General features: G+C 64.2%; 22 protein-coding genes. 11 read left to right on the forward strand and 11 right to left on the reverse strand.

The genetic code is table 11. The annotated features are described in order from the left end of the window. From Q0094_RS01385 to Q0094_RS01435, 11 genes are all read right to left on the reverse strand, one after another. Nucleotides 1–223 (reverse strand): hypothetical protein (locus Q0094_RS01385; protein ID WP_297614479.1); only part of this gene is annotated, 223 nt, incomplete at its 3' end. Nucleotides 224–451: 228 nt separating this feature from the next. Beyond that, on the reverse strand, nucleotides 452–1,462 hold the full coding sequence (locus Q0094_RS01390) for an ABC transporter ATP-binding protein (protein ID WP_297614481.1): 1,011 nt from the start codon (nucleotides 1,460–1,462) through the stop codon (nucleotides 452–454). Further along, a complete protein-coding gene (locus Q0094_RS01395; protein WP_297614483.1) occupies nucleotides 1,459–2,466 on the reverse strand; it encodes an ABC transporter ATP-binding protein in 1,008 nt (335 codons plus the stop codon). Before Q0094_RS01395 ends, Q0094_RS01390 begins: the two co-directional genes overlap by 4 nt. After that, nucleotides 2,463–3,845: a dihydroorotase family protein gene (locus Q0094_RS01400; protein WP_297614485.1), complete on the reverse strand. Its 1,383-nt coding sequence runs from the start codon at nucleotides 3,843–3,845 to the stop codon at nucleotides 2,463–2,465. Before Q0094_RS01400 ends, Q0094_RS01395 begins: the two co-directional genes overlap by 4 nt. Then, nucleotides 3,842–5,266, reverse strand: a complete 1,425-nt coding sequence (locus tag Q0094_RS01405) for a hypothetical protein (protein ID WP_297614486.1) — start codon at nucleotides 5,264–5,266, stop codon at nucleotides 3,842–3,844. The genes Q0094_RS01400 and Q0094_RS01405 overlap by 4 nt, the downstream gene beginning before the upstream one ends. Further along, nucleotides 5,263–6,441 (reverse strand): pyridoxal phosphate-dependent aminotransferase, encoded by a 1,179-nt coding sequence (locus tag Q0094_RS01410; RefSeq protein WP_297614488.1) that lies wholly within the window; start codon nucleotides 6,439–6,441, stop codon nucleotides 5,263–5,265. Before Q0094_RS01410 ends, Q0094_RS01405 begins: the two co-directional genes overlap by 4 nt. After that, nucleotides 6,438–7,658: an amidohydrolase family protein gene (locus Q0094_RS01415; protein ID WP_297614490.1), complete on the reverse strand. Its 1,221-nt coding sequence runs from the start codon at nucleotides 7,656–7,658 to the stop codon at nucleotides 6,438–6,440. Before Q0094_RS01415 ends, Q0094_RS01410 begins: the two co-directional genes overlap by 4 nt. A gap of 10 nt (nucleotides 7,659–7,668) precedes the next feature. Beyond that, nucleotides 7,669–8,832 (reverse strand): Xaa-Pro peptidase family protein, encoded by a 1,164-nt coding sequence (locus Q0094_RS01420; RefSeq protein WP_297614492.1) that lies wholly within the window; start codon nucleotides 8,830–8,832, stop codon nucleotides 7,669–7,671. Further along, nucleotides 8,829–9,914, reverse strand: a complete 1,086-nt coding sequence (locus tag Q0094_RS01425; RefSeq protein ID WP_297614494.1) for an Ldh family oxidoreductase — start codon at nucleotides 9,912–9,914, stop codon at nucleotides 8,829–8,831. The genes Q0094_RS01420 and Q0094_RS01425 overlap by 4 nt, the downstream gene beginning before the upstream one ends. Further along, a complete protein-coding gene (locus Q0094_RS01430) occupies nucleotides 9,911–10,786 on the reverse strand; it encodes a DUF4438 domain-containing protein (protein ID WP_297614496.1) in 876 nt (291 codons plus the stop codon). Before Q0094_RS01430 ends, Q0094_RS01425 begins: the two co-directional genes overlap by 4 nt. Beyond that, complete coding sequence (locus Q0094_RS01435; RefSeq protein WP_297614498.1) at nucleotides 10,786–11,652, reverse strand: DUF4438 domain-containing protein; 867 nt, start codon at nucleotides 11,650–11,652, stop codon at nucleotides 10,786–10,788. Before Q0094_RS01435 ends, Q0094_RS01430 begins: the two co-directional genes overlap by 1 nt. Before the next feature lie 168 nt (nucleotides 11,653–11,820). Between Q0094_RS01435 and Q0094_RS01440 the strand changes: the two genes are divergently transcribed. Genes Q0094_RS01440 through Q0094_RS01490 form a run of 11 tightly spaced genes read left to right on the forward strand, consistent with a single transcriptional unit; the run spans nucleotide 11,821 to nucleotide 22,547 of the window. After that, nucleotides 11,821–13,353, forward strand: a complete 1,533-nt coding sequence (locus tag Q0094_RS01440; RefSeq protein WP_297614500.1) for a carboxypeptidase M32 — start codon at nucleotides 11,821–11,823, stop codon at nucleotides 13,351–13,353. 1 nt (nucleotide 13,354) lies between these two features. Beyond that, the gene (locus tag Q0094_RS01445) at nucleotides 13,355–14,533 is read left to right on the forward strand and encodes a pyridoxal phosphate-dependent aminotransferase (RefSeq protein ID WP_297614502.1); all 1,179 of its coding nucleotides are present in this window, start codon (nucleotides 13,355–13,357) and stop codon (nucleotides 14,531–14,533) included. A 10-nt stretch (nucleotides 14,534–14,543) separates the two neighbouring features. After that, nucleotides 14,544–15,023: a VOC family protein gene (locus tag Q0094_RS01450; protein WP_297614504.1), complete on the forward strand. Its 480-nt coding sequence runs from the start codon at nucleotides 14,544–14,546 to the stop codon at nucleotides 15,021–15,023. Nucleotide 15,024: 1 nt separating this feature from the next. Then, a complete protein-coding gene (locus Q0094_RS01455) occupies nucleotides 15,025–16,008 on the forward strand; it encodes a succinylglutamate desuccinylase/aspartoacylase family protein (protein WP_297614506.1) in 984 nt (327 codons plus the stop codon). Next, on the forward strand, nucleotides 16,008–16,928 hold the full coding sequence (locus Q0094_RS01460; protein ID WP_297614508.1) for a polysaccharide deacetylase family protein: 921 nt from the start codon (nucleotides 16,008–16,010) through the stop codon (nucleotides 16,926–16,928). The genes Q0094_RS01455 and Q0094_RS01460 overlap by 1 nt, the downstream gene beginning before the upstream one ends. Continuing rightward, the gene (locus Q0094_RS01465) at nucleotides 16,925–17,410 is read left to right on the forward strand and encodes an ureidoglycolate lyase (RefSeq protein WP_297614510.1); all 486 of its coding nucleotides are present in this window, start codon (nucleotides 16,925–16,927) and stop codon (nucleotides 17,408–17,410) included. The genes Q0094_RS01460 and Q0094_RS01465 overlap by 4 nt, the downstream gene beginning before the upstream one ends. Continuing rightward, nucleotides 17,407–18,309, forward strand: a complete 903-nt coding sequence (locus tag Q0094_RS01470) for a dihydrodipicolinate synthase family protein (RefSeq protein WP_297614512.1) — start codon at nucleotides 17,407–17,409, stop codon at nucleotides 18,307–18,309. Before Q0094_RS01465 ends, Q0094_RS01470 begins: the two co-directional genes overlap by 4 nt. Nucleotides 18,310–18,311: 2 nt before the next feature. After that, a complete protein-coding gene (locus Q0094_RS01475) occupies nucleotides 18,312–19,010 on the forward strand; it encodes a GntR family transcriptional regulator (RefSeq protein WP_297614569.1) in 699 nt (232 codons plus the stop codon). Next, on the forward strand, nucleotides 19,007–19,915 hold the full coding sequence (locus Q0094_RS01480; RefSeq protein ID WP_297614514.1) for an NAD(P)-dependent oxidoreductase: 909 nt from the start codon (nucleotides 19,007–19,009) through the stop codon (nucleotides 19,913–19,915). Before Q0094_RS01475 ends, Q0094_RS01480 begins: the two co-directional genes overlap by 4 nt. Further along, nucleotides 19,912–20,991 (forward strand): Gfo/Idh/MocA family oxidoreductase, encoded by a 1,080-nt coding sequence (locus Q0094_RS01485; protein ID WP_297614516.1) that lies wholly within the window; start codon nucleotides 19,912–19,914, stop codon nucleotides 20,989–20,991. The genes Q0094_RS01480 and Q0094_RS01485 overlap by 4 nt, the downstream gene beginning before the upstream one ends. Next, nucleotides 20,988–22,547, forward strand: a complete 1,560-nt coding sequence (locus tag Q0094_RS01490; protein WP_297614518.1) for an ABC transporter substrate-binding protein — start codon at nucleotides 20,988–20,990, stop codon at nucleotides 22,545–22,547. Before Q0094_RS01485 ends, Q0094_RS01490 begins: the two co-directional genes overlap by 4 nt. Nucleotides 22,548–22,584 lie beyond the last annotated feature (37 nt).

The raw sequence follows: 22,584 nt of genomic DNA on the forward strand, positions 1-22,584 counted from the left end.
TCCCGCCCCACCGCCCCACCGCGCCGTCGTCGCGCAGGATGTCGATCAGGGGCACATGGCGTCCGGCAAAGCGGCCCGCGCCGCACAGGAAGACGTGGCCGGGGGTGACGCCGGTGCCGCCTGTCGGCCCACGATATCCGGGAACGCTCGCAATGATCCGGGCCGTGACTGCACCGTGAAGGGCGGTTTCCTTGTGATAAAGCATGCGCCTGGTCCGGATCATGTCGGCCCGGGCATCCAGCAAGGCCAGATGGTCCTGCGGTAAGGGCGCGACCCTCATATGGGGTGAAATTGTCACGCGATTTAACAGGTTCACCGGGGCACCCATACAATGGCCTTACGTGCAGCCTTGCACGCTCAGGGCATGGGTTCAATCCTTGCCTGTTCGGCCCACTGGCCTTTTGTCGGACCAGCCATTGCAAGCCGCGCCCGCCATGTTCGGGCGCCAGCGTTACCCGGGGTTGATGCAGGCAACATAATGCCCGGCCGCCACCTCGTTCAGCGGTGGCACAACCTGTGCGCAGTCCGAGATCGCACGCGGACAGCGTGTGCGAAACACGCAGCCCGACGGCGGATCGATGGGCGAGGGGATATCGCCCTTGAGAAGCACCCGCTCACGTCGGCGCCCGGGTTCGGGGATCGGCACAGCCGACAGCAGCGCCTTGGTATAGGGATGGACCGGCATGCTGTAGAGCCGTCTTGACGGCGCCACCTCCATGATGCGGCCCAGATACATCACGATCACCCGGTCGCAGATGTGTTCCACCACGGCAAGGTCGTGGGCGATGAACAACATGGTCAGGTCGAACTGGTGCTTGAGGTCATCGAGCAGATTGATCACCTGCGCCTGGATCGACACGTCGAGCGCAGAGACGGGTTCGTCTGCCACCACGAATTCGGGATCGACAGCGAGGGCCCGGGCAATCCCGATCCTTTGGCGTTGTCCGCCGGAAAATTCGTGTGGAAACCGGTCAAGATAGTCGGCCGATAATCCGACCTGTTCCAGAAGTTGCACGATCCGGTCTTCCCGGTCCTCTGGCTTGCCGATGTTGTGCAGCGCAAGCGCGTGGCCGATCAAGGTGCGGATCTTTTCACGCGGATTGAGGCTTGCGTAGGGGTCTTGAAAAATGATCTGCATGCGCTTGCGAAACCGGCGCATCCCTTGCCGGTCGAGCCCGGTTATGTCTGTGCCGCCAAAGCGGACCTTGCCGCTGGTGGGTTCTTCGAGCCTGAGAAGCGTTCGGCCCACGGTGGTCTTGCCGGATCCGGATTCGCCGACAAGACCGACGACCTCGCCCCGGTCGATCGTGAAGCTTACCCCGTTCACGGCCTTGACCTGATTGACGACACGGTTCAGCACGCCCCCCCGGATCGGGAAGAACTTTGTCAGATCCTCTACCTCCAGCAAGCTGCGTTCGGCGCCAGCCGGGATCATCGCTTGAGCGGGTTCGAACGCGGTCATGCGGGGGCCCTTTCGGTAAGGTCGATCTCGGCCGCGCGGAAGCAGCGGGCGGCATGACCCGTGGCGACAGGGGCAAGCGCTGGTTCGCTGTCCCGGCAGAGGTCGCGCGCATGCGCGCAGCGCGGCGCAAAGCGGCACCCCTGTGGCAGGCGGGTGAGCGAGGGAACTTGCCCGGGGATGGTTGTAAGGCGCACCTTGCGCTCCGAGGCACCCAACCGGGGGATCGATCCCATCAGGCCCGCAGTATAGGGCATCCGGGGATTGGCAAAGATGTCGGCCACTGGCCCGGTTTCCACGGCTTGTGCGGCATACATGACAAGCACGCGGTCAGCCACCTCTGCCACGACACCCAGATCATGGGTGATGAAGATGATCGCCATGCCCAGCTGGCGCTGGAGGTCTTTCATCAGTTCAAGAATTTGCGCCTGAATGGTCACATCGAGTGCGGTCGTCGGTTCGTCTGCGATCAAAAGCGCAGGGCGGCACGACAGCGCCATGGCGATCATGGCGCGCTGGCGCATCCCCCCCGACATCTGGTGGGGATAGTTCGCGGCGCGCTTGCGCGGCTCTGGAATGCCGACCAGTGCCAGCATCTCGACCGCCCTTTCAAGACCTTTGGATCGGCTTATGCCTTCGTGGCGGATCACCGTCTCCGATATCTGGTCACCGATGGTATGAACGGGATTGAGCGAGGTCATCGGCTCCTGAAAGATCATGCCGATTTCCTGCCCGCGGATCGCCCGCATCTCGCGCTCGGACAGCGTTGCAAGGTCACGGCCCCGGAACATGATCCGTCCGCCGGTGATCTTGCCTGTCGCCGCTGGCAGAAGGCGCATGATGGAAAGAGACGTCACCGACTTTCCCGACCCGCTTTCGCCGACGATCGCCAGCGTCTCACCCGGGAAGACATCAAAGCTGACGCCATCGACCGCCCGGACCTGATTGCGGCGGCCAAGGGTGAAGGTTGTCTGAAGGTCATGGACGGAAAGAAGCGGCTCGGTCATCGAGGGTCCTCCGGGTTGACGAAGCGCCCGCTGCCGGGGGGCGCAATGATGGCGGCACCATCCCAGATGGTGGCCCCCCTCAGGATCGTACGCAGGATGCGGCCTTGGTAGCGGTGCCCATCCGTCAGCCGGCTGATCGCGCGCGCGTTGGTCAAAAGCGTGCTCTGGGTGATATGCGTTTGTGCGCCCATGTCGACGATGATGATGTCCGCATCGGCCCCGGCCGCAAGCCGACCCTTGGACGGAAGGCGAAAGCGTGCGGCGGCGTTCCCCGACAAGAGCGCAAATGCCCGCTCCATGGTCGTTTTGCCTGTTGCAACCGCATCCAGCAAAGTCGGCACAAGTGTCTCAAGACCAGGATGACCCGGGGGTGCGCTCAGAAAGTCGCCGTCCTTTGCCAGCTTTTCCTCGGGCGCAAATGCGGCATGGTCCGTGGTGACATGCTTGAGCGTGCCATCGGCCAATGCCTCCCACAAGGCAGCGCGGTCGGCCTCATGGCGGATCGGCGGGTTGATCTTGGCACTGACACCCGCGCGCGCAACGTCCGCCTCGGTGAAGGAAAGGTAATGTGGACAGGTCTCGGCGCTGAAATCGGACGAGCCTGAAAAGCGGCGCAGCACGTCAACTGTCAACCCCGAGGTCACATGCGCGATATGGAGGCGCGCGCCGGCGATCATGTTCATGGCAAGCAGCGATGCGACTGCAGCGGCCTCTGCCTCGGGTGGGCGCGCCAGCCCGTGCGTTCGGGCGTCGGCCTTGTCAAGCGCCGTGGCCCGGACAGCGGCCTGGGCAATGAGCGCGTCGTTCTCGGCATGAACGAACACGGTCAGCCCGGCTTTTGCCGCAAGCCGCAACACCGTCATCTGCGCATCTGTGTCGGGCCATGCCAGCCCTGCGAATTCTCTGTCGCGATCGGGGGGGGAGGCGGTCGTGAAGATCTTGAGCGCGATGACACCCGCGTCGCGAAGCGCGAAAAAGGCGGCTTCGGTCAGATCCACGGGGGCCGCGAACATCGCAAAGTCGGTCAGCGCGCGGGGCGCGAAATGGTCGCGCCGCATCACCACGCGCTCTGGCGAATTGCAGCACGGATCGGTGATCGGCATCTCGAACACTGTGGTGATGCCGCCCTTTGCCGCCGCGCCGGTTTCCGATTCCACGCTGCCCCGGTTCGGGTAGGCGGGGCTTCGGATATGGCAGTGTATGTCGATGGCCCCGGGCAGGATGTGCGCCCCTTGGGCATTCACCGTTTCGCGCGCGACCGCTTCCGCCTCGGGCGGCAGGATCGCGACAATCCTCCCCCCCGCTACCGCAACGGTGCCGGGGCGCAGGCCTGTTGGTGTCAGGACCTGCCCCCCCCGGATCACAAGGTCCAACGTCATTTCAAACCCAGTTCGGTCAGCGCCTCGGCCACCCCGTCGAGATGCGTCAGGTGCATGGATGCATAGTTCGGGGCCAGCACGATGCCGTGCCCGCCTGCGCGATAGGTGGCCATGACCGACCGATAGGCGATGTCCTTGGTCATTTTTGCGGTGTCGGGGCGCGACCGGGGCGCATCCACCCCGATGCCCATGTAAACCTTTGCCCGGCCTTCTACCCCCCGGACCGCATCGGCGCATTGCCCGGCCACATAGGTATCGGGATCCATGCCCGCACCCACCAGTGCCTCCCAGGGTGCTTCGGTCAGCCCGAGGATGCGAAACAGCGCGGCCGTTGCCTCGCCGGGTTCGAAGTCACGCAAGATCGTCTGGCGGAAAAAGCCCAGCTCCTTGGCCCAGACTTCGCCTGCCTGATGCTGATAGGTGATGGGCTTGACGAAATCGGCGTAGTTCGTCTGCTCCGCCCATGGCCATTGCGCGCGGCGGAAGATGTTGAAATGGTTGCGGTTCCAGACGTTGAGCCCAAAGGGCATCTTGGGCTTGCACCACTTCACGAGGCCATAGAGCTCGCGGTCGAGGTCCTTGTTGCGTTCCAGCCAGAACTTCTCCCACACCAGCATTTCCGGGTTGGCCAAGAGCGTCCGCAGAAAGGTGACAAAGGCGCCATCGGCAAAGCTTTTGCCGGCTGCCGCCTCCTGCATGAAGTCGTACATCGCAAGGCAGGCACGGCGGCAGGCCTCCACATCGATACCGCGCGCTTGCGCTTCGGCGCGGGCGGGTGCCGAGAAATCGCCGGGACAGCCGCCCTGGATCAGCGTATCAAGCGGCGAGTTCCTTTCGTTGCACCACATCAGCCCGTCGATGTCGTGATTGCGCACCTGATCCTCGATCATCGAATGGATCCAACTCCGGTAGCCGGGGTTCGACGTCGATGGCTCACCCGACAGCCGCCCCATCGCGTCGACGTCCATCGCCTGCGGCAGGGTGGGGATTTCCACCGCAGCGGCCGAGCCGTGGCCTGCGTATTTGAAGAAGGGCTCCATCAATTCGACATAGACCTTCATTCCGCGGGCATGCGCGGCGGGAACCACCATCTTGAGGATGTCCTTTCCCGCGAATTCGGCATCGCGCGAACGGTAATCGGCCATGAAGGTATCGCGGTAAAAGCGCGGGTCGGGGTCGAAATAGGCCCCGCCCCGCATCTGATAGGGTTCCGGCACGCCATGGTCGGGCCAGCCGTCCAGCGCATGGCTGATCGATCGGCCGGATTTGAGGCCAAGCCACGACACCGTGCCCAGCATCAGCACATTGACGCCCACCCGGTGCTGGAGCGTGTCCAGCACCGCTTCGACGCCTTCGTCCACGAATGAAATCGGGCTGATCTGGATACCTGCGAATTTTTCGGCGCGATCGGGGCGGTTCATGCGGTCGCCCTCGCGCTTTGTGCAAACGCCGCTATGCGCGCCATCGCGACCTTGATCCGCTCGAGCGGCTGAAGATAGCTGATGCGGATATAGTCAGTCGACGTGTCGCCGAACATCGTGCCGGGAAACACCATCACGCCGGTTTCCTTCAGTAGCCGTTCACAGAATTCCGGCGCGGCAAGACCCGAGGATGACACATTGGTATAGACGTAGAATGCCCCGCCCGGGTGGCCATAGGTGAAACCGGCGTCCGTCAGCGCGGGCATCAGCCACGCACGGCGTTGGGCGTATTCGTCGAGCATGGCATGAAGCGCATCCTGCGGACCGGTCAGCGCAGCCAGCGCGGCATGCTGGCTGACGGTGCAGGTGTTGATCGACAGCGTGTGGCGCGGCTCGGTCACTTTTTCCACGAAATCGAGCGGCGCGGCGAGGTAGCCCACCCGCCACCCCGTCATCGCATATGTCTTGGAAAAGCCGTTCAGCGTGATCGTGCGCTCTTTCATTCCCGGCAGCGTGGCGATCGAGAGATGTTCGTTCGGCGCGTAAAGCATCCTTGCGTAGATTTCGTCGGCGATGATCACGATGTCGTGGCGCAGCGCGATTTCGGCGATGGCGCGGATCGCGGCAGGCGGCGTGACCGCGCCCGTCGGGTTGTTGGGCGAGACCAGCACGAACATGCGCGTCCGCGGCGTGATGCGGGCCTCGATCTCGGCCGGGTCGAGCGCAAAGTCGTTTGCCTCAAAGGTCGGTACGGGCACGGGGATGCCGCCGCACAGATGCACCGCAGTGTCATAGGTGGTGAAGCGCGGCGAGGTGATCAGCACTTCGTCGCCCGGCGCCACCAGCGCCAACATCGTGAGCATGATCGATTCCTGCACGCCCGCCGTCACCACGATCTCGCCCGCGCTATAATCCAGCCCGCACGATGCCTTGAGGTCGTCAGCGATCGCCTGCCGCAATTCGGGAAGGCCGGTCGGCCCCGTGTAGTGATGCGCGTTGGCGTCAAGCGCGGCCTTGGCCGCCGCGACGATATGGTGGGGCGTATGAAAATCAGGATCGCCCCTGCCTAGGGCGATCACGTCTTTCATACCCCCGGCGATCCCCAGCATGCGGGACCGGAAACTGCCGTCTTCCTCGACGATGCGGGGGGCCAGGCGTTGGGTCAACAGGCTCATCCGTGCATCCTTTTTCCGGCGACATAGGTCATGCGGACCCGCTCGAGCGCAAAGAGATCGTGATCGGGGTTTCCGTCCACGACGATCAGATCGGCGGCCTTGCCAACCTCGAGCGTTCCTATCAGGTGGTCCATCTTGGAAATGCGCGCTGCGCGGATGGTGATCGAGGCCAGCGCATCCATGTTGTCGCGACACACGCCCACCTTGACCATATGCGCAAGCTCGGGGGCCACGACGTCATGTTCCACCGCCGGCGATCCGGCATCGGTGCCAAACACGATCGGCACGCCGCGCTCGGCCGCTTTCTTCAGCCCGGCATAGCGTGAGGGGTCGGCCACGGCCTTGATCCGTTCTTCGATCTTCCATTCCGGGATGCCGAAGCGGCGGGCGATATCGGGCTGTGATTGCTGCACCAGGGGCGCAAATGTCGTGACGATGGGCAGCCCCTTTTCCAACAGAAGGTCGATGGTGCTGTCGGACATGCTTCCGCCATGCTCGATACAGTCCACCCCCGCCGCAGCCACCCGCGCGATGCAGGCATCATAGGTCGCATGCGCCGTAACCGGCAGGCGGTTGCGGTGCGCCTCGTCGATGATGGCGTGCAATTCCTCGTCGGTGAATTCCAGCGTGTCATGGCAGGCCATGATCTTGATCAGATCCGCGCCGCCCTTGACCTGTTCGCGCACCGCGCGGCGCATCTCGTCCGCGCCGCTGGCCTCGCGGCAGACCCAATAGGTGTGCCCCCCCGTCTGGATGATGGCAGCGCCACAAACCTTTAGCCGCGGACCCGGAAAGATGCCCTGTTCGACCGCCTGCTTCGAGAAAAGATTCATGTCGTGAAAGCCCAGATCGCGGACCATCGTGATCCCCGCCCGCAGGGATTTCAGCATGTTTCCCGCAGCCTTGAAGGCGCTGATGGGCTTTGGATCGTCCATCGACTGACGGGCAAGATCGTGGATGCCGTCCCAGTTGAGATGCGCATGGCTGTTGATCATACCCGGCATGATCGTGCCGCCCGTTTGTGTCACCGCACCCTGTGGCATGTCCTTGCCGGAACCGACCGCCACGATCTTTCCGCCCGCGATGTGGACAAAACCGTCCTCAAAGACCTGACCGGCCATTGTAAGGACCCGCCCCGCAAGGATCCGGTCCTCCTGCGGAAGGTCGAACATCGGCTTGGTAATCTTTTGGTAACGCCAGGCGGCTGGTTCGGGCATCTCGGGCTCCTCAGGTGGACAGGACGCGGGTGTGTATCGGGTGGTCCGATTGGAAGCGGCTTGCGGTCTGCACGCCCAGATCGGTGACGATCAGTGTCTCGATGGTGCGCCAGCCGTCGATCCCCGCACGATAGACGCCGGGTTCGCAGGAAAACACCATTCCGGCTGCGGCAGGGGTCGGGTCGCCCGGCGAAAGCCATGGTGCCTCGTGCCCCTCGACCCCCATGCCGTGGCCGATGCGATGACGGATCGCATCGCTCAAGCCCGCCGCGCGGATCGGGCCGAGTGCGGCGTCGTTGACCCGCTGGCACGGCGCGCGGGCGGTGAGCGCACCGATACAGGCGGTGTTGGCGTCGGCCATAGCCTGCATCACCTTGGTCTGTTCAGCCGAGATGCCCCCCACCACCAGCGTCACGCCGCTTTCGGCGTGGTAGCCGCCCAGATGGCAGCCGATCCCGGCGATCACCGGCTCTCCGGGTTGCGGGACGCGGGGCAAGACCGTGCCATGCGGCAGGGCGGCACGGGGGCCGGAATGGACAGATGCCGTAATTCCCGTCTTGGTGCCCGCAAAGGCCGCGCCGTGGTTGCGGGTCAGGGCGGCGCGCGCGTGGCCCGTGGCGTCGGCCATCAGATCAAGCTCGGTCGCACCTTGTGTGATCATGTCGCCGCCGACCGCGAACAGGCGTTCCAGCACCATGTCGGCATAAAGTGCGGCTTGCCGGATCAGCGCCAGTTCCGGGGCATGCTTGACCACCCGTTCGGGCAGGCAATGGTCCGTCAGGTCAAGCCGCGCCACGTCAGCCTGAACCTGTGCCAGTAGGCGCGCCTCCAATGCATCGATGCCCAACCGTCGGGCGCGTGTTTCGCGCACCATCCAAAGCACGGGCGGCATATCGCCGGGATATTCGGGATAGGTCGCCACGCGCACGCCGGGCACGGTCTGGGCGTTTTCCAGTTCCAGATGGGGCACCATCAGCACCGGGTCGCCATCGACCGGCAGCCACAGACCCATGGGCCGCTCGTTGACCGAAAACATCCAGCCCGTCGCATAGGCAAGGTTGCCCGGCGCCAGCAGCAAAAGCCCGTCCAACCCCGCCGCCTGTGCCCGTCCGCGCAGACGGTCGCGCACCATGGCGCGAAAGGCTGACGAAAGGGGGGCAAGGGCCGGGGTCATAACACGCTGTCCGACCATGGGCCGACAATGGCGATTTGCTCGGCGATCCCAAGCTCGGTCTGCAAGGCCAGAAGATCGGCCAGCACACCATTTTCCAGTGGCACGCCTGTCTTCGACTTGCGCGCGGCGCGGCGCGCCTCCTGTTCGCCGGGAAGCAGGATTTCAGAGAAGCCGGGGCGCAGCGCACGCGATTTCATCATGCCTGCGAATTCATCCATCCGGGCGCGAAACACGTCCAGCCCCATGAACCATTCGATATCGATGGCCGTCAGGGTATGGGAGACGTCCAGTTTCGCGGGGTCGGCATAGGGCACAAGGCCAAACCCCCCGCCGCCGATCACGCCGGTCATCACATCCGTCATGAAGGCAAGGCCATAGCCCTTGTACTGCCCGATGCCCAGCAGCGCCCCCGCCATGGCGGCATTGGGGTCGTCGGTCTCGTGGCCCTCGGGCGTCAGCGCCCAATCCAGCGGCATGGGTCGCCCTTCGCGCGCGTGCCATTGCATCATGCCCTTGCCGGCGGTGGTCAGCGCAATGTCGAGAACCGCGTGATATCCAAGGCCGGTGGGTGCCGCGATCCCCCAGGGGTTGGTGCCCGTGGCGCCCTCGCGCCCGCCCCAGGGCGCCATCTCGGGGCCGGCGTTGGTAAAGCTGATGCCGATGCACCCTGCGTCGGCTGCCTGACACGCATGGACCGCCGATGAGCCGTAGTGGGTAGAGCCGCGCACCACCACCTGTCCGATGCCACAGACCTTTGCCTTCTGGATCGCAAGCGTCATGGCCCGGGCAGCCGCCACCGTGCCGATGCCGTTATGCGCATCGACCAGCGCAAGTGCTGGGCTTTCCTTGAGAATTGTCCAAGGCGCACGGGGGTCGACCTGATGCGCCTCGATCCGGTCCTTGTAGCGGCGGAGGCGCTTGACACCCTGTCCATGGCCGGGGTGAAAGCGCAGCTCCGAGAACACCAATGCCTCGGCAAAGGTTTGCGCATCGTCGGGGCGAAGCCCCAGTGCCCGGAAACCGGCGGCCATAAAGGCCAACAGGCTGTCTTTGGTCACGCTTGTCATCGCGATGGTTGTCATGGGATCAGCCCCAGAAGATCGGCGATGTTGGCGCCCGGATCGGGATAGCTTCCCAACTCGCCCCCCGGTGCCGTCATGATCAGCGCAATGCCCGGCCCGTAGCCTGCGCGCGGCCCATCTGTCGCACAGACGACGCCAATGGCCATCGCGCCGCGCAGGTAGCCGTGGTTCATCCGGCTGTCGGTATCCTCGAGCGCCACGATGTCGCCCAACCGCAACCGGTCAAGCCCCAGCCGCGCCACCAGATCGCGGTCAGTCGTCTGCAGATGGATGGAACCGCCCTCGGATGTCAGCCCGAGCCCCGCACCGATCAGATGGGGCGGGATGCTCGCTGTCACGCCAACATCAAGTCTGCCCTGACCTTCGCGCAGCGCCATCTTGCCAAGCAGCGCGGCCGACAGACCCTTCAGGCGCACCGCCGGATGGTCGGTCAGCGCCATGCCCACACCTTCGGCCCGGATCACGATCTGGTCGCCCACGGCCATGCGCAGGCGGTCCTGCTTGGGGAAATGGCAGATCACCTGTTCCGAAAACCGGCCCGATTTGCCCGTCACCACGCCCGTCGCGCCCGCCGCCGCCCCGGTCATCACGCGGGCCGTGTTGCCAAGGCAGGCATAGACGTTCAATCCGCGGTTCTTCATGTCGTCAGCCTGACGGATCGACACGCCGGGATGGATGCAATCGGCGAACCAGCCAAACGCCGGGTCGCCCACGCTCACATTGTAGACGATGCCGCCATAGGTTGGCAGCAAGAAGGGCGTGCCGTCAGCGGCCAGCCGATAGGGCTCGGCCGGAAGACCCGGAAAGCCCGGATGCGCGATATGGCCCGCGACAGAGACTGCAACAAGGTCGGCTGCGTTCGTGGAAAGCATCAGGCGTCCCCCCGGATGTTCAGCGTGTGTGCAATGTTCGCACCCGTATCGACGGTAAAGCCCAGTTTCTCGGCCGGGCCGGTGATCAGCGTCAGGATGCCCGGACCATGCCCGGTCATGATCGAATCGCCGTGGATGCACAGGCAGATCGCGACCCAGCCGGGCCGGAAAGACCGCCCAAAGCGGTGGTCCACGTCACGGATTGCGATCAGATCACCCAGCCGCATCTGGTCGATGCCAAGATCTGCCATCAGGGCGCGGTCCCCCGACATCAGGTCCTGGTCCACGAATTCGGCGTTCAGCTCCGCCCCCGAGCCCATGATCCGCGCGGGCAGCTCCATCGCCACCGGACAGATCACCTGACCGTTCTCTTCCAGCAGGCCATAAGCGCGTGCGAGGGCGGGCGAGGTCTTTTTGAATTCGAGCATCGGATAGGCCGCCAGACGGATGCCCCGGCCGACCGTGCGAATTTGCACCGTATCCCCGATCGTCATGAGATCGAGAACATCGGCGTCGAAATCCACCAGAATGCGGGCATGCTCGCCTGTGACCACGCCGCGGGCCCCCTTGGCGAGCCCTGACACCACGGTCGCCTCATTGCCGATACAGGTCAGGTAATGCAGCGCAAAATCGGCCTTTTCCTCGGCATTGGCGATCGAGACGCCCGGCTCCACATGGTCACCGGCCCAGCCAAAGGCGCGATCGCCCACGCGGGCGTTGTAGGTGATGCCATACATGCCCGGCAGCACATCCGCCCGCCCGTCAGGCCAATGGGCATATCCGTTGGGGCGCATGGCGGGCTGGCTGACCTGTCCGGTTACGGCCATTTCCACCAACCCACCCATTTCAAAGGCGAGGTCGCTCATACCGTCCGCTCCCTGTCGCGGTGTCTGTCTTTCCCGGCCGCCGAGCGCATTCGGGCGCTTGACGGCCGTGCTGTGAAAAAAGCTATAGACAGGAAGTCGATTGTCGACAATATATAAAATACAGTCTCCAATATAGGCGACGACACGTCAGGAAAGGGCGAAGCGGATATGGGCTATGCTGCACTTTTGGCACGCATGGGGCAGGTCAACGATGTGCTGAACGCAAAATCCCTGCTGGCCTGGGATGCGCGAACCAAAATGCCGCCGGGCGGCGCCGAGACCCGCGCAAAGCAGATCGCGACCCTGTCTGTCATGGCGCGCGACATGGTTGTGGCCGATGACACGCTGCGCGCCCTTGATGCAGCCGAGGCCGAGGTGCAGCATCTTGGTGCCGACACCATCGAGCGCACGATCTGTGCTCAGGTGCGAGACGCCGTGAGCTATCACCGCCGCATCCCCGCCGCGCTGGTCGAGGCGCGGGCGGAACTGGGCTCTGTCGGGCAAGATATCTGGGCCCGGGCGCGCGCGGCTGGCGATTTCGCCGCCTTTGCGCCGCATCTTGAAAAGACCGTCGCGCTCAACCGCGAGATGGCCGAGCATATCGGGTATGAGGGTCACCCCTATGACGCGCTGATGCACCGCTTTGAGCCGGGCGAGACGGTGGCGACGCTGACGCCGCTGTTTGCCCGCCTGCGCGAGGCGATGCTGCCGCTTTTGCGCGCCATCTCTGACCGCCCCGCACCGCGCATCGATTTTCTGCAGCGCGCCTATCATGCTGACGCACAATTGGCGTTCGGCCTCAAGATGGCCGAGCGCGTGGGCTATGATCTGGAACGGGGGCGGCTCGATACGACCGTTCATCCCTTCGAGGTCAGTTTTACCCGGCAAGATGTGCGCATCACCACCCGCGTGAACGAGCACTGGATGCCGGCCTGTCTGTTCGGATCGCTCCACGAGGCAGGGCATGCCCTGTATGAACAGAACGTGGACCCGGCCTATACCCGCACGCCGCTGGCGACCGACCTTGTCGGACTTTATGCTGTTGGCGGGGTGAGTTTCGGCGCTCATGAAAGCCAGTCCCGCCTGTTCGAGAACCATGTGGGCCGCAGCCGCGAATTTTGGGAACTGAATTTCCCCGAAGCGCGCGCCGCCTTCCCCGAGCAACTTCGCGATATCGACGCCGAAACCTTTTGGCGTGCCATCAACCGCGTGGCGCCGGGATTCATCCGGGTTGAGGCTGACGAGCTGACCTATGATTTCCACATCATGCTGCGCGTCGATCTGGAGGCCGCGTTGATCGACGGTTCGCTCGCCGTAAAGGACCTGCCCGAGGCGTGGAACGCAAAGATCGCCGACTATCTCGGGCTGAGCGTTCCCGATGATCGCGTCGGCGTGTTGCAAGACGTGCACTGGTCGTCGGGCCAGATCGGGACCTTTTGCAACTATACGATCGGCAATGTCATGGCGGGGCAGCTTTACGAGACCGCCATCAAGGACAAGTCCATCGCGGACGGCCTTGCGCGGGCCGATTACGCGCCCTTGCGCGACTGGATGGTGGCGCATGTCCATACCCATGGCCGCCGCTACACCCGCGATGAGTTGTTGGTGCGCGCCACTGGCCGGACGCTCGACCCCGAGCCCTACATCGCCCATCTGACCGCGAAATATTCCGAAATATACGGGTTGCCCAATGCCGCATGACATGACCGCACGGCTTGCCCGCCGGGTCAAGCTGAAGGACGCGCACATCATCACCCGGATGGCGGATATCGCCGAAGGCCTTACCGATGTGATCAAGCTGGGTCGGGGCGATCCCGATCTCGATACGCCGCCCCATATCGTGGCCGCCGGACAGCAGGCGCTGGCGGACGGCGCCACGCATTACACCCATCCGCTGGGCATCCCCGCGCTGCGGCAGGCCATCGCCGATAACATTCGCGCCCATGGTGGCGCCGATTATGCCCCCGACAACATCGTCGTCACCCCCGGCGGACAGCAGGCGATGTTCGTGATCGCCTTGGGTCTGCTGGATCCGGGCGACGAAATCCTTGTGCCTTGCCCGGGCTACAACCCCTATCATCAGGCGGCCGAACTGTCCGAGGCGACGGTGGTCAATATCCGCACCACGATCGAGACGAATTTCACCCTGACCGCCGAGATGGTGCGCGCCCATATCACGCCCAAATCAAAGATCCTGGTGCTGATCAATCCCAACAATCCGACCGGCACCGTGACGCCGCCGGCCGAGATCGCCCGCATCGCCGAAGTGGCACGTGAGCACGATCTGATTGTCATCTCCGATGAAATCTACGCCCGCCTGACCTATGGCAACCACACGGTCCAGCCGGTGGCGGCGTTGCCGGGGATGTTCGAGCGCACGATCACGCTTTCGGGCCTGTCCAAGGCCTATGCGATGACCGGGTGGCGCGTGGGCTATTTTGCCGGTCCGCCCAGCCTGATCCCGGCGCTGGCCGAGATCAACCACGCTTTCGCCATCTCCACGGCTGCCGTCAGCCAGCACGCAGCCCTTGCGGCGCTGTCCGGCCCGCAAGATTGTGTGGAAGAGATGCGCCAGACCTATGACGAAAGGCGCCGGGTGCTGTGTGACGGGTTGGCGTCGCTGGGCATTCCCCACGCTGACCCGCAAGGGGCCTTTTACGTGTATGCCGATGTTTCGGTGACGGGCGTTCCAGCCAGCATCTTTTGCGAGCGCTTGCTGCGCGACGCGCGCGTGCTGGCCTATCCGGGCACAATCTACGGCGACTATGTCGACAGCTACGTCCGCCTGTCGCTGACCCAGCCCATTGCACGCATCAAGGAAGCCATTGCCCGGATGCGGCCGCTCGTGGCCGCCATCCGCGCCGAACACAAGCCAGCCTGAGGGACGACGCATGAAATCCGACAATCCGAACGTCAAGGGAATCAAGCACATGGCTTTCGCCGTGCGCGACGCGGAAAAGGCGCTCGACGCCTATGCCCGGTTCCTCCATGTCCCCTCCGACACGAAGTTGGAGATCTTCCCCAAGTCGAAGAACAAGGTTGCGTTGTTCTACCTTGGCGGCATCGAGTACCAGCTTTGTGAAAGCCAGGACCCTCAGGGCCGTTTTGCCAAGTGGATCGATGAGCGCGGCGCCGAAGGGCTGCACCACATCTGCTATGAGGTCGACGACATCGACGCCGCTCTGGCCCATGCCCAGGCGCAGGGTGCCGAGATTCGCATCTGTCAGGCCTGCCAGAAATATGGCTCGCATCCGCACCCCGAGGGCTGGGTGGCCTTTCTCGACAATGAGGCGGGGGGAATCGAAATCGAGTTCATGCAGGTCTACACGCCCGAGCAACTCAAAGAATACGAAGCGTTCAAGGGGATCTGAGATGGCAACCGTCACCGTCGGCACCGCCTCCGCCGCGCCCGGCACCATTGCCAAGGGCGTGATCCCCGTAACCACGCTGGGCAGCGGCACGCCGTTGAACATTCCCGTGGCCGTCATCAACGGGGCCGAGCCGGGCCGCGTCTTCTGGGTCAACGGCGCGATCCATGGGGACGAGCCCGAAGGCCCGCTTGCCTGTCAGATCGCACTGCGCGAGGTGGACCCGGCCAAGCTCAAGGGCACGCTGGTCTTGTGTCCCGTCGTGAACCCGCCCGCCTTCGAGGCGGCACAGCGCGGCAATCCGCTCGATACGTTCAGCTACGACATGAACCGCATCTATCCGGGGCGCGCGAACGGCTACCTGTCCGAGCGCCTTGCCGCCGCCCATGCCGCCGCGATGGGGCCGGTCGCCGATATCGAAATCTCGATCCATTCGGGCGGGGCGCACAGTTTTCTGGACAAGTCGATCTTTGTCGACGAACGCCCCGAAAGCGTGGAGTTGGCCACGGCGATGGGCCCCGGCTGGGGCTGCATCATGTCGAACTTCAACCCCAAGGGCAGCCCGATGGCCTATCTCAAGGATCTGGGCAAGGTCGGCATCACGGTGGAACTGGGCGGACGGTCGGCAACGTCTCCCGAAGGGTTTGCGCAGGTGGGCCGCGATCTGGCGGATTCGATCCTGAATATCTTGCGTCACTACGGGATGTATCCGGGACAAGCGCACTACCCTCACCCCCGCTACAAGGGGGAACAAGAGGCGCTGCTGGCACCGGCATCGGGCATCTACATTCCCGAACCGGGCGTGAAATTCCTGACCATGATGAAGGCTGGCGATCCCATCGCACGCATCGTTGACATCTGGGGCGACACGCTGGCCCAGCTTTCCGCCCCCGCAGATGGGATGATCTTTGGTCTGCGCGCCCTTCCGAACGTGCAGACCGGCGACTGGTGCTGTTTCTTTCACAAGGTATCGGGGATGCGTGACTGATGCCGCCCGTCCGTGATCTTGTCGGCTATGCACAGCACCCGCCCGTGTTCGATTGGCCGGGCGGGGCGCGGGTCGCCGTGAACTTTGTGCTCAATGTCGAGGAGGGGGCGGAATACTCCACGCTTGATGGCGACGGGCGCACCGACAGCGCGCTGTCCGAGGTTGCCGCAGCCCGCGTGCCGCTTGGTGACCGGGATCTGGGCTATGAGGGGATGGTCGAATACGGCTCGCGCGTAGGGGTCTGGCGCATCTTGCGGTTGTTCCGGGAGCGCGGCTTGCCGATGACGGTCTTTGCCGCCGCCCAAGCCCTTGAGCGCCATCCGTCGCTTGCCGCCGCGATCGCCGCCAGTGACTGGGATGTGGTGTGCCACGGCTGGCGCTGGGCTGAACACTATCTGATGGACGAGGCGACCGAACGCGATCACATCGCTCGGGCCTTTGACAGCATCGCCGCGCTGACCGGTCGCGCGCCCTTGGGCTGGTATTGTCGCTACGCACCCTCGGTCAACACCCGACGCCTGCTCGTGGAACATGGTGGTTTCAGCTACGACAGCGACAGCTACGCAGACGAGATTCCTTTCTGGGTCGATGTGGCGGGCCACGACCATCTGGTGGTTCCCTATTCGCTGGTGACCAACGACACGAAATTCATCGGGGGCCCGCTGGTGACCGGGCGCGACTGGGGCGCCTTTTTGATCGACACGGCAGACGGCCTTGTTGCCGAGGCGCAGCTGCACCCGCGCATGATGTCGGTCGGCATGCACCCGCGCATTCTGGGTCATCCCGGGCGCCTGAAAGGGCTGATCGACTTTATGGACCATATCGCGGCTGATCGCCGTATCTGCGTGTGCACGCGTGCTCGGATCGCGGCGCATTTCCGCGCCCATGTCCCCGCGCGCGGTTCACAGGTGCAGCCATGAGGATCATGGCCCACGCCGCACCGCCTTTGGCGTTGTCGCGTTTTGCCGTTCTGGTCGAGCCGCCGGCATCTCCTGGCGACCGCAGACATTATTCCGACTGGTTGGCCCCTGTTGCGGGCTGCGCGCTTCAGTTCCACTTGAACCATGTGGCTCCGTCCGCGCTTCCGCTCCAGATCACACAGGTCGAGGCGCACCCCCATGCCGCGCAGGTTTTTCTGCCGGTCGATGTGGACCGGTACGTCGTCACCGTCATGCCGGGCAAAGACACGCCCGATCCCTCGGGGGCTGTGTCGGTGATCCTGCCCGGCACGGTCGGTCTCGCGTATCGGCCCGGTGCGTGGCATGCGGGCATCACCGTTCTGGGCCGGCCCAGCCATTTCGCCGTTCTGATGTGGCGCGGCGCCCCTGATGACGACCTCTTTGCCGAGATCCCGCCCCTGTCCGTGGCGGCCCCGGGCGCAATGGCGGGCCTTGCAGTATGATCGCCCATATTCCCCGGCTTTATGTGCCCGTGATCACGCCCTTTGCCGCCGACCTGTCGGTTGATACGGCGCGCTTTGTCGCCATATGCCGGCGCATCCTGGAAGATGGGGCGGATGGGCTGGCCGTTTTCGGAACCACGTCCGAGGCCAATTCCCTGTCGACGGCTGAACGGATGTCGGCACTCGACGCCCTGGTCGATGCAGGGATCGACCCTGCGCGGCTGATCCCCGGCACGGGCTGTTGCGCGCTGCCCGATACCGTCTTGCTGACCCGCCATGCCACCCGGATCGGCTGCAAGGGCGTGCTGATGCTGCCGCCGTTCTACTACAAGCCCCTGTCGGACGACGCCGTTTTCGCATCCTACGCCGCAGTCATCGACGCGGTGCCCGATATGGGCCTTTATCTTTACCACATTCCGCAGATGTCGGGTGTTGCCCTGTCCATTCCGATGATCGGGCGGTTGACAGACGCCTTTCCGGGCACGGTGCGGGGGCTGAAGGACAGTTCCGGCAAATGGGACAACACCGCCGAGGTCATCGCGGCGTTCCCCCAGATCGAGACATTTTCGGCATCCGAAAGCCTGCTGCCAAGCAACGTCGCTGCGGGGGGTGCGGGCTGTATCAGCGCCTCGGCCAATGTGAATGTTTCGGGCATCATGCGGCTCATCCGCGCGCTTGGGACGCAGGAGGAGGCCACCGCCCTTGCCCAGGTCAGCGCCGTGCGCGCGGCGTGCGAGGGATTGCCGTTGATCCCCGGGATCAAGGCAATTGTCGCCCTGCGCATGAACGATCCCGGTTACGCCCGGACCCGGCCACCATTGTTGCCATTGACACCCGACCAGAAAGTAGCCGCAGAGCGGGCCGTTGCCTTGTGCCCTCCAAAGGAGAATGCCGCGTGAGCATGACCCAAGCCAGTGTCTTGACGGCACCAACTGCCGCTGATCTTGAACCCATCGAGCAGACACCGCTGCGCGTCCAGATCGCCGACCGCCTGCGGCGCGCGATCATCACGGCAAAGCTCAGGCCGGGCACTGTGCTGGTGGAAACCGCATTGGCCGAGCAGATGAATGTCAGCCGCGCCCCTGTGCGCGAAGCCATCGCCATCCTCGAGAACGACGGGCTTGTCGAAACATTGGCCTACAAGGGCAAACGCGTAAAGCCTCTGACCGTGCGCGAGGTGGAGGAAACGTGGTCACTCCGCCAGACCTTCGAGGTGATGGCCATTCGCCGGATCCTTGAGCGTCGCGCTGATGTCGCGTCGCTTTGGATCCCCTGCCGCGCGATGCGCGACGCCGCTGCCCTGGGTGACCGTGAGGGGCTGATCCTTGCGGACGAGCAATTTCATCGCATGCTCATCGCCCTGTCGGATCACCATCTGCTGCTGCAATCGTGGAACGCCCTGTATTTGCGCATCAACCAGATCATGGCGCTTCGCAACCGTCGCGACAGCGACGATCTGGCCGAGATCGCGGGCAACCATCCTCCGATCGTCGAAGCGCTTCAACTGGGCGATACCCGCACGGCGGTCCGTCTGATTTCCGATCACACCCGCGCGCTGCGTGATTTTGATCCGGCCTCGATCGTCGAGTGGCTGGGATGAACCAGCGCGCTGCCATCATCACAGGTGCTGGCGGCTTTGTCGGCTGTGCCATAGCTGCGGGGCTACTGGCGCTCGGCTGGCAGGTGGTGGCGGTCGATCTGTCTTTTGACGCGGCGGCACAAGCGCGCTTGGCGGGCGCCAGTCTGGTGGAGGGTGATCTTGCGTCGGGCGGTCTTGATCTGCCCCGGGCAGACCTCTTTATCCATGCCGCCGCGCTGACAACGGATGCGGGCACGCTGGGCATATCGGCGGCTGCGCATATCCGCGCAAACATGGCGCCGCTTTTGACGGTTCTGGCGCATGCCGCCGCCACCCGGCCGGCGGTGTTTGTCTTTCTGTCGTCCACCGGTGTCTTTTCCGCCACGGATGGCTTGCCCGAACTGACCGATGCCAGCACGCCCACCGCCGACCATCCCTATGCGGCCGCCAAACGCGCGGGCGAGCTGTTGACCCCTGCCGCATTGGCGGGCCTGTGCCGCGTGCTTGTCGTGCGGTTGGGATATCTTTACGGGCCGGGCGAAGTGGCGCGGTCCACGCGGACGAATGTGTCCCTCATGCGCCGCTGGCTCGACGACGCCGCGCAGGGCCGGGCGCTGATGGTGCCCGCCGATGACCCGCGCCGCGACTGGACCTTTGCACCCGACCTGGCATCTGCGTTGGTCCGGCTGATCGATGCAGAGCCGCCGGGCCATCCGGTGCATCTGAATTCGGGGCATATCCTGTCGGACACGGAGCTTGCCCGCCTGATCAGCCGTGCCGATCCGCGCGCGGTCGTGCGCAGGGGGCCCGCATCGGGGGCAAAGCCGCCAGCCCTTCCGTCGCGTCTTTCGGCGCTGAGCGGTTTTTGTTGGACCGCGCCCGAAGATGGCTTGGCAAGGCTGATGGCAGAAAGGACGGCGGCATGACAACGCTGCGTCTTTTCCTCGTGGGTCTGGGTGCCCGATCGCGCGTGTGGCGTCAGGTGATCGCCGCCGAACCCCGGGCACGGCTTGTCGGTGTGGTCGATGCCGACCCCGACCGCGCCGCAGCCGTGGGCGCAGAGCTGGGCTTGCCCTATGCCACCGATCTGGCGTTGTTGACCGCGCGTGTTGACGCCGATGCGGTCATCCTCGTCACGCCCCCATCGGGACGGGCCCCCCAGATCAAGGCCGCCTGCGCCGCGCGCCTTGCGATCCTTGCGGAAAAACCGCTCGCCGACAGCGTGCCCGAAGCCGCAAGCTTTGTCGCCATGGCCGATGCAGCGGGTATCAGCCTGATGGTGGGGCTGAATTTCCGCTACCTTGCCGTGACGCAAGCCCTCAAGACGCTTTTCGCCGATGACAGGCTTGGCCCACCCGCCTTTGGTCTGTTTGCTTACGAACGCTGGCGCGACGGGCGGCAGCCGCACATCAACCGCTACCCGCTGACCATGCAGCACCCGATGCTCTGGGAACAGTCGATCCATCATTTTGATCTGATGCGCTACGTCTACGGCGCCGAGCCGCTGCGCATCAGCGCGCGCACCTGGAACCCGCCCTGGTCGATGTATGCCCATGACGCCAACGTCGCGGCCCTGATCACATTCGCGAACGGGGTCGAGGTCACCTATCAGGGCACCTGGGCCGCGAACCGCAATTCGCTTGACTTCAAATGGCGCACGGATTGCGCGCGCGGCATCGCCGTGCAGGCCGACATGTTCGGCGATCTGTCCTTTGCGCTGCGCGACGATCCGGCCCCGACGCCTGTCACGCTTGCCCGGCACGAACCCTGGATCAGCGATGCGACCGGCCTGTTTGAGGCCTTTCTCGCCCATGTCTCGGACGGCGCACCGTTGCAGTGCTCGGGCGCCGACCACCTCCAATCGCTCCGCATGGTCGAGGCCGTTTCGGTCGCCTCTGCCAAGAGCCAGACAATAACGCTCAACACCCCGCCGGCCGCGGAGCCGGGGTGTCATCGTCTTCAGATCGACCAAGTCCAACCAGAGAGAAGGAACAAAGGATGAGACGCTATATGCCCTTCCTATGGGCCGGAACCGCCAGTATTGCGCTGGCTGCCGCGGTCCATGCACAGCCCGCCGATGACACCATCGTCGTCGGGTTGTCTGCTGACATCACCACGTTCGAGCCTGCCAACATCTCGTCGCGCGACAACGCCAATATCGCCCGGCACATTTTTGGCACATTGTACACCATCTCCGGTGACGGCGCCGTGTCGCCCGATCTGGCCGAGAACCTTGAGATCTCGGAGGATGGGCTGGCCTATGTCTACACGCTCCGCGAGGGGCTTACCTGCCATGACGGTGAGGCGCTGACGGCCGAGGATGCGGCCTACACGTTCAACCGTGCCAAGGACCCGGCAAATCAGTTCACCGGGAACACACCGGGGTTTGTCTTTTCGTCCATCGGCTTTGAAAGCGCCGAGGCCCTGGATGATCGGCGCGTTCAAATCAACATCGCGCGCAAGAACCCCATCGCCTTCGGCCTGATCGCCGAGGTCTATGTCCACTGCAAGGACAGCTATGAGGCGATGAGCCTTGACGAGGCGGCAGCCGGCCCGATCGGCTCTGGCCCCTACCGGCTTGCGTCTTGGACGCGCGGCTCTGATGTCGTGCTGGAAAAGGTCGAAAACCCCAACAGCCCCGCCAACATGCAAAGGATCGTCTGGCGGATCATCCCCGAAGCCTCGACCCGGTCGGCCGAGCTTATCGCGGGCAATGTCGACATCATCACCAACGTGGCGCCTGACCAGATCGATGCCGTCAACGCCTCTGGCGGGGCAGCGGTGCAAGCGGTTCAGGGCACACGGCGGATGTATGTGGGCTTCAACCTCTCGCCCGAATTCGCGGCCCAGCCGGGCGGCGATGCCATTCAGGATCCGGCCGTGCGCCGTGCGCTTCAGTATGCGGTTGACGTGCCCGCCATCTGTTCGCAGCTCTTGAACTTTGAATGCGTGCGCGCAACGGGTATCGTGAACCCGCCCAATGCGAACCAGTCGCTCACGCCCTATCCGTATGATCCGGAAATGGCGGAAAAGCTGCTGGACGAAGCCGGCTGGCCGCGTCAGGCAGACGGCACGCGCTTTGCAATCAAGTTCCAGGCAGGGCAAGGGCGCTATCTCAATGACCGCAACGTCGTGCTGGCCATCGGTCAGTATCTTGAAGACGTGGGTCTTGATGTTGAAGTCGAGCTGATGGAATGGGCCTCGGTCTATGTCCCGCTGATCCGTCAGCGCGCCGTGGGTCCGCTGTTTTTCCTTGGTTCGGGTGGGGCCCTGTGGTCACCGCTGTATGACATGACCGATCTTGCGAAGGTAGAATCGGGCACGAACTACACCCACTGGAACGACCCGCGCTGGTTCGACCGCTGGGCAGATATTTCGGCGGCGACCACGCAAGAAGAGCAGCGCGTGATCATCGATGAAATGCTGCAGGTCTTCTACGATGATGGCCCCTGGCTGCACATGTACTTCCAGCCCGATTTCTACGGGGTCTCGAGCCGCGTCGACTTTGTCGCGCGTCCCGACGAAAAGGTCTATCTTTTCCAGACCGGCCTGAACTGACCCAACCAAACATGGGGCGCGGTTCGCCGCGCCCCGT

Origin of the sequence: uncultured Roseicyclus sp., assembly GCF_937892565.1 — a bacterium.
GTDB lineage: Bacteria > Pseudomonadota > Alphaproteobacteria > Rhodobacterales > Rhodobacteraceae > Roseicyclus.

What these genes read in the sequence shown, in the direction of transcription:
- Q0094_RS01450 (WP_297614504.1), top strand. Translation starts at nt 14,544, where the DNA reads ATGAAATCCGACAATCCGAACGTCAAGGGAATCAAGCACATGGCTTTC.
- Q0094_RS01440 (WP_297614500.1), top strand. Translation starts at nt 11,821, where the DNA reads ATGGGCTATGCTGCACTTTTGGCACGCATGGGGCAGGTCAACGATGTG.
- Q0094_RS01460 (WP_297614508.1), top strand. Translation starts at nt 16,008, where the DNA reads ATGCCGCCCGTCCGTGATCTTGTCGGCTATGCACAGCACCCGCCCGTG.
- Q0094_RS01420 (WP_297614492.1), bottom strand. Translation starts at nt 8,832, where the DNA reads ATGACCCCGGCCCTTGCCCCCCTTTCGTCAGCCTTTCGCGCCATGGTG.
- Q0094_RS01445 (WP_297614502.1), top strand. Translation starts at nt 13,355, where the DNA reads ATGACCGCACGGCTTGCCCGCCGGGTCAAGCTGAAGGACGCGCACATC.
- Q0094_RS01480 (WP_297614514.1), top strand. Translation starts at nt 19,007, where the DNA reads ATGAACCAGCGCGCTGCCATCATCACAGGTGCTGGCGGCTTTGTCGGC.
- Q0094_RS01470 (WP_297614512.1), top strand. Translation starts at nt 17,407, where the DNA reads ATGATCGCCCATATTCCCCGGCTTTATGTGCCCGTGATCACGCCCTTT.
- Q0094_RS01435 (WP_297614498.1), bottom strand. Translation starts at nt 11,652, where the DNA reads ATGAGCGACCTCGCCTTTGAAATGGGTGGGTTGGTGGAAATGGCCGTA.
- Q0094_RS01415 (WP_297614490.1), bottom strand. Translation starts at nt 7,658, where the DNA reads ATGCCCGAACCAGCCGCCTGGCGTTACCAAAAGATTACCAAGCCGATG.
- Q0094_RS01455 (WP_297614506.1), top strand. Translation starts at nt 15,025, where the DNA reads ATGGCAACCGTCACCGTCGGCACCGCCTCCGCCGCGCCCGGCACCATT.
- Q0094_RS01410 (WP_297614488.1), bottom strand. Translation starts at nt 6,441, where the DNA reads ATGAGCCTGTTGACCCAACGCCTGGCCCCCCGCATCGTCGAGGAAGAC.
- Q0094_RS01425 (WP_297614494.1), bottom strand. Translation starts at nt 9,914, where the DNA reads ATGACAACCATCGCGATGACAAGCGTGACCAAAGACAGCCTGTTGGCC.
- Q0094_RS01390 (WP_297614481.1), bottom strand. Translation starts at nt 1,462, where the DNA reads ATGACCGCGTTCGAACCCGCTCAAGCGATGATCCCGGCTGGCGCCGAA.
- Q0094_RS01405 (WP_297614486.1), bottom strand. Translation starts at nt 5,266, where the DNA reads ATGAACCGCCCCGATCGCGCCGAAAAATTCGCAGGTATCCAGATCAGC.
- Q0094_RS01475 (WP_297614569.1), top strand. Translation starts at nt 18,312, where the DNA reads ATGACCCAAGCCAGTGTCTTGACGGCACCAACTGCCGCTGATCTTGAA.
- Q0094_RS01395 (WP_297614483.1), bottom strand. Translation starts at nt 2,466, where the DNA reads ATGACCGAGCCGCTTCTTTCCGTCCATGACCTTCAGACAACCTTCACC.
- Q0094_RS01465 (WP_297614510.1), top strand. Translation starts at nt 16,925, where the DNA reads ATGAGGATCATGGCCCACGCCGCACCGCCTTTGGCGTTGTCGCGTTTT.
- Q0094_RS01400 (WP_297614485.1), bottom strand. Translation starts at nt 3,845, where the DNA reads ATGACGTTGGACCTTGTGATCCGGGGGGGGCAGGTCCTGACACCAACA.
- Q0094_RS01490 (WP_297614518.1), top strand. Translation starts at nt 20,988, where the DNA reads ATGAGACGCTATATGCCCTTCCTATGGGCCGGAACCGCCAGTATTGCG.
- Q0094_RS01485 (WP_297614516.1), top strand. Translation starts at nt 19,912, where the DNA reads ATGACAACGCTGCGTCTTTTCCTCGTGGGTCTGGGTGCCCGATCGCGC.
- Q0094_RS01430 (WP_297614496.1), bottom strand. Translation starts at nt 10,786, where the DNA reads ATGCTTTCCACGAACGCAGCCGACCTTGTTGCAGTCTCTGTCGCGGGC.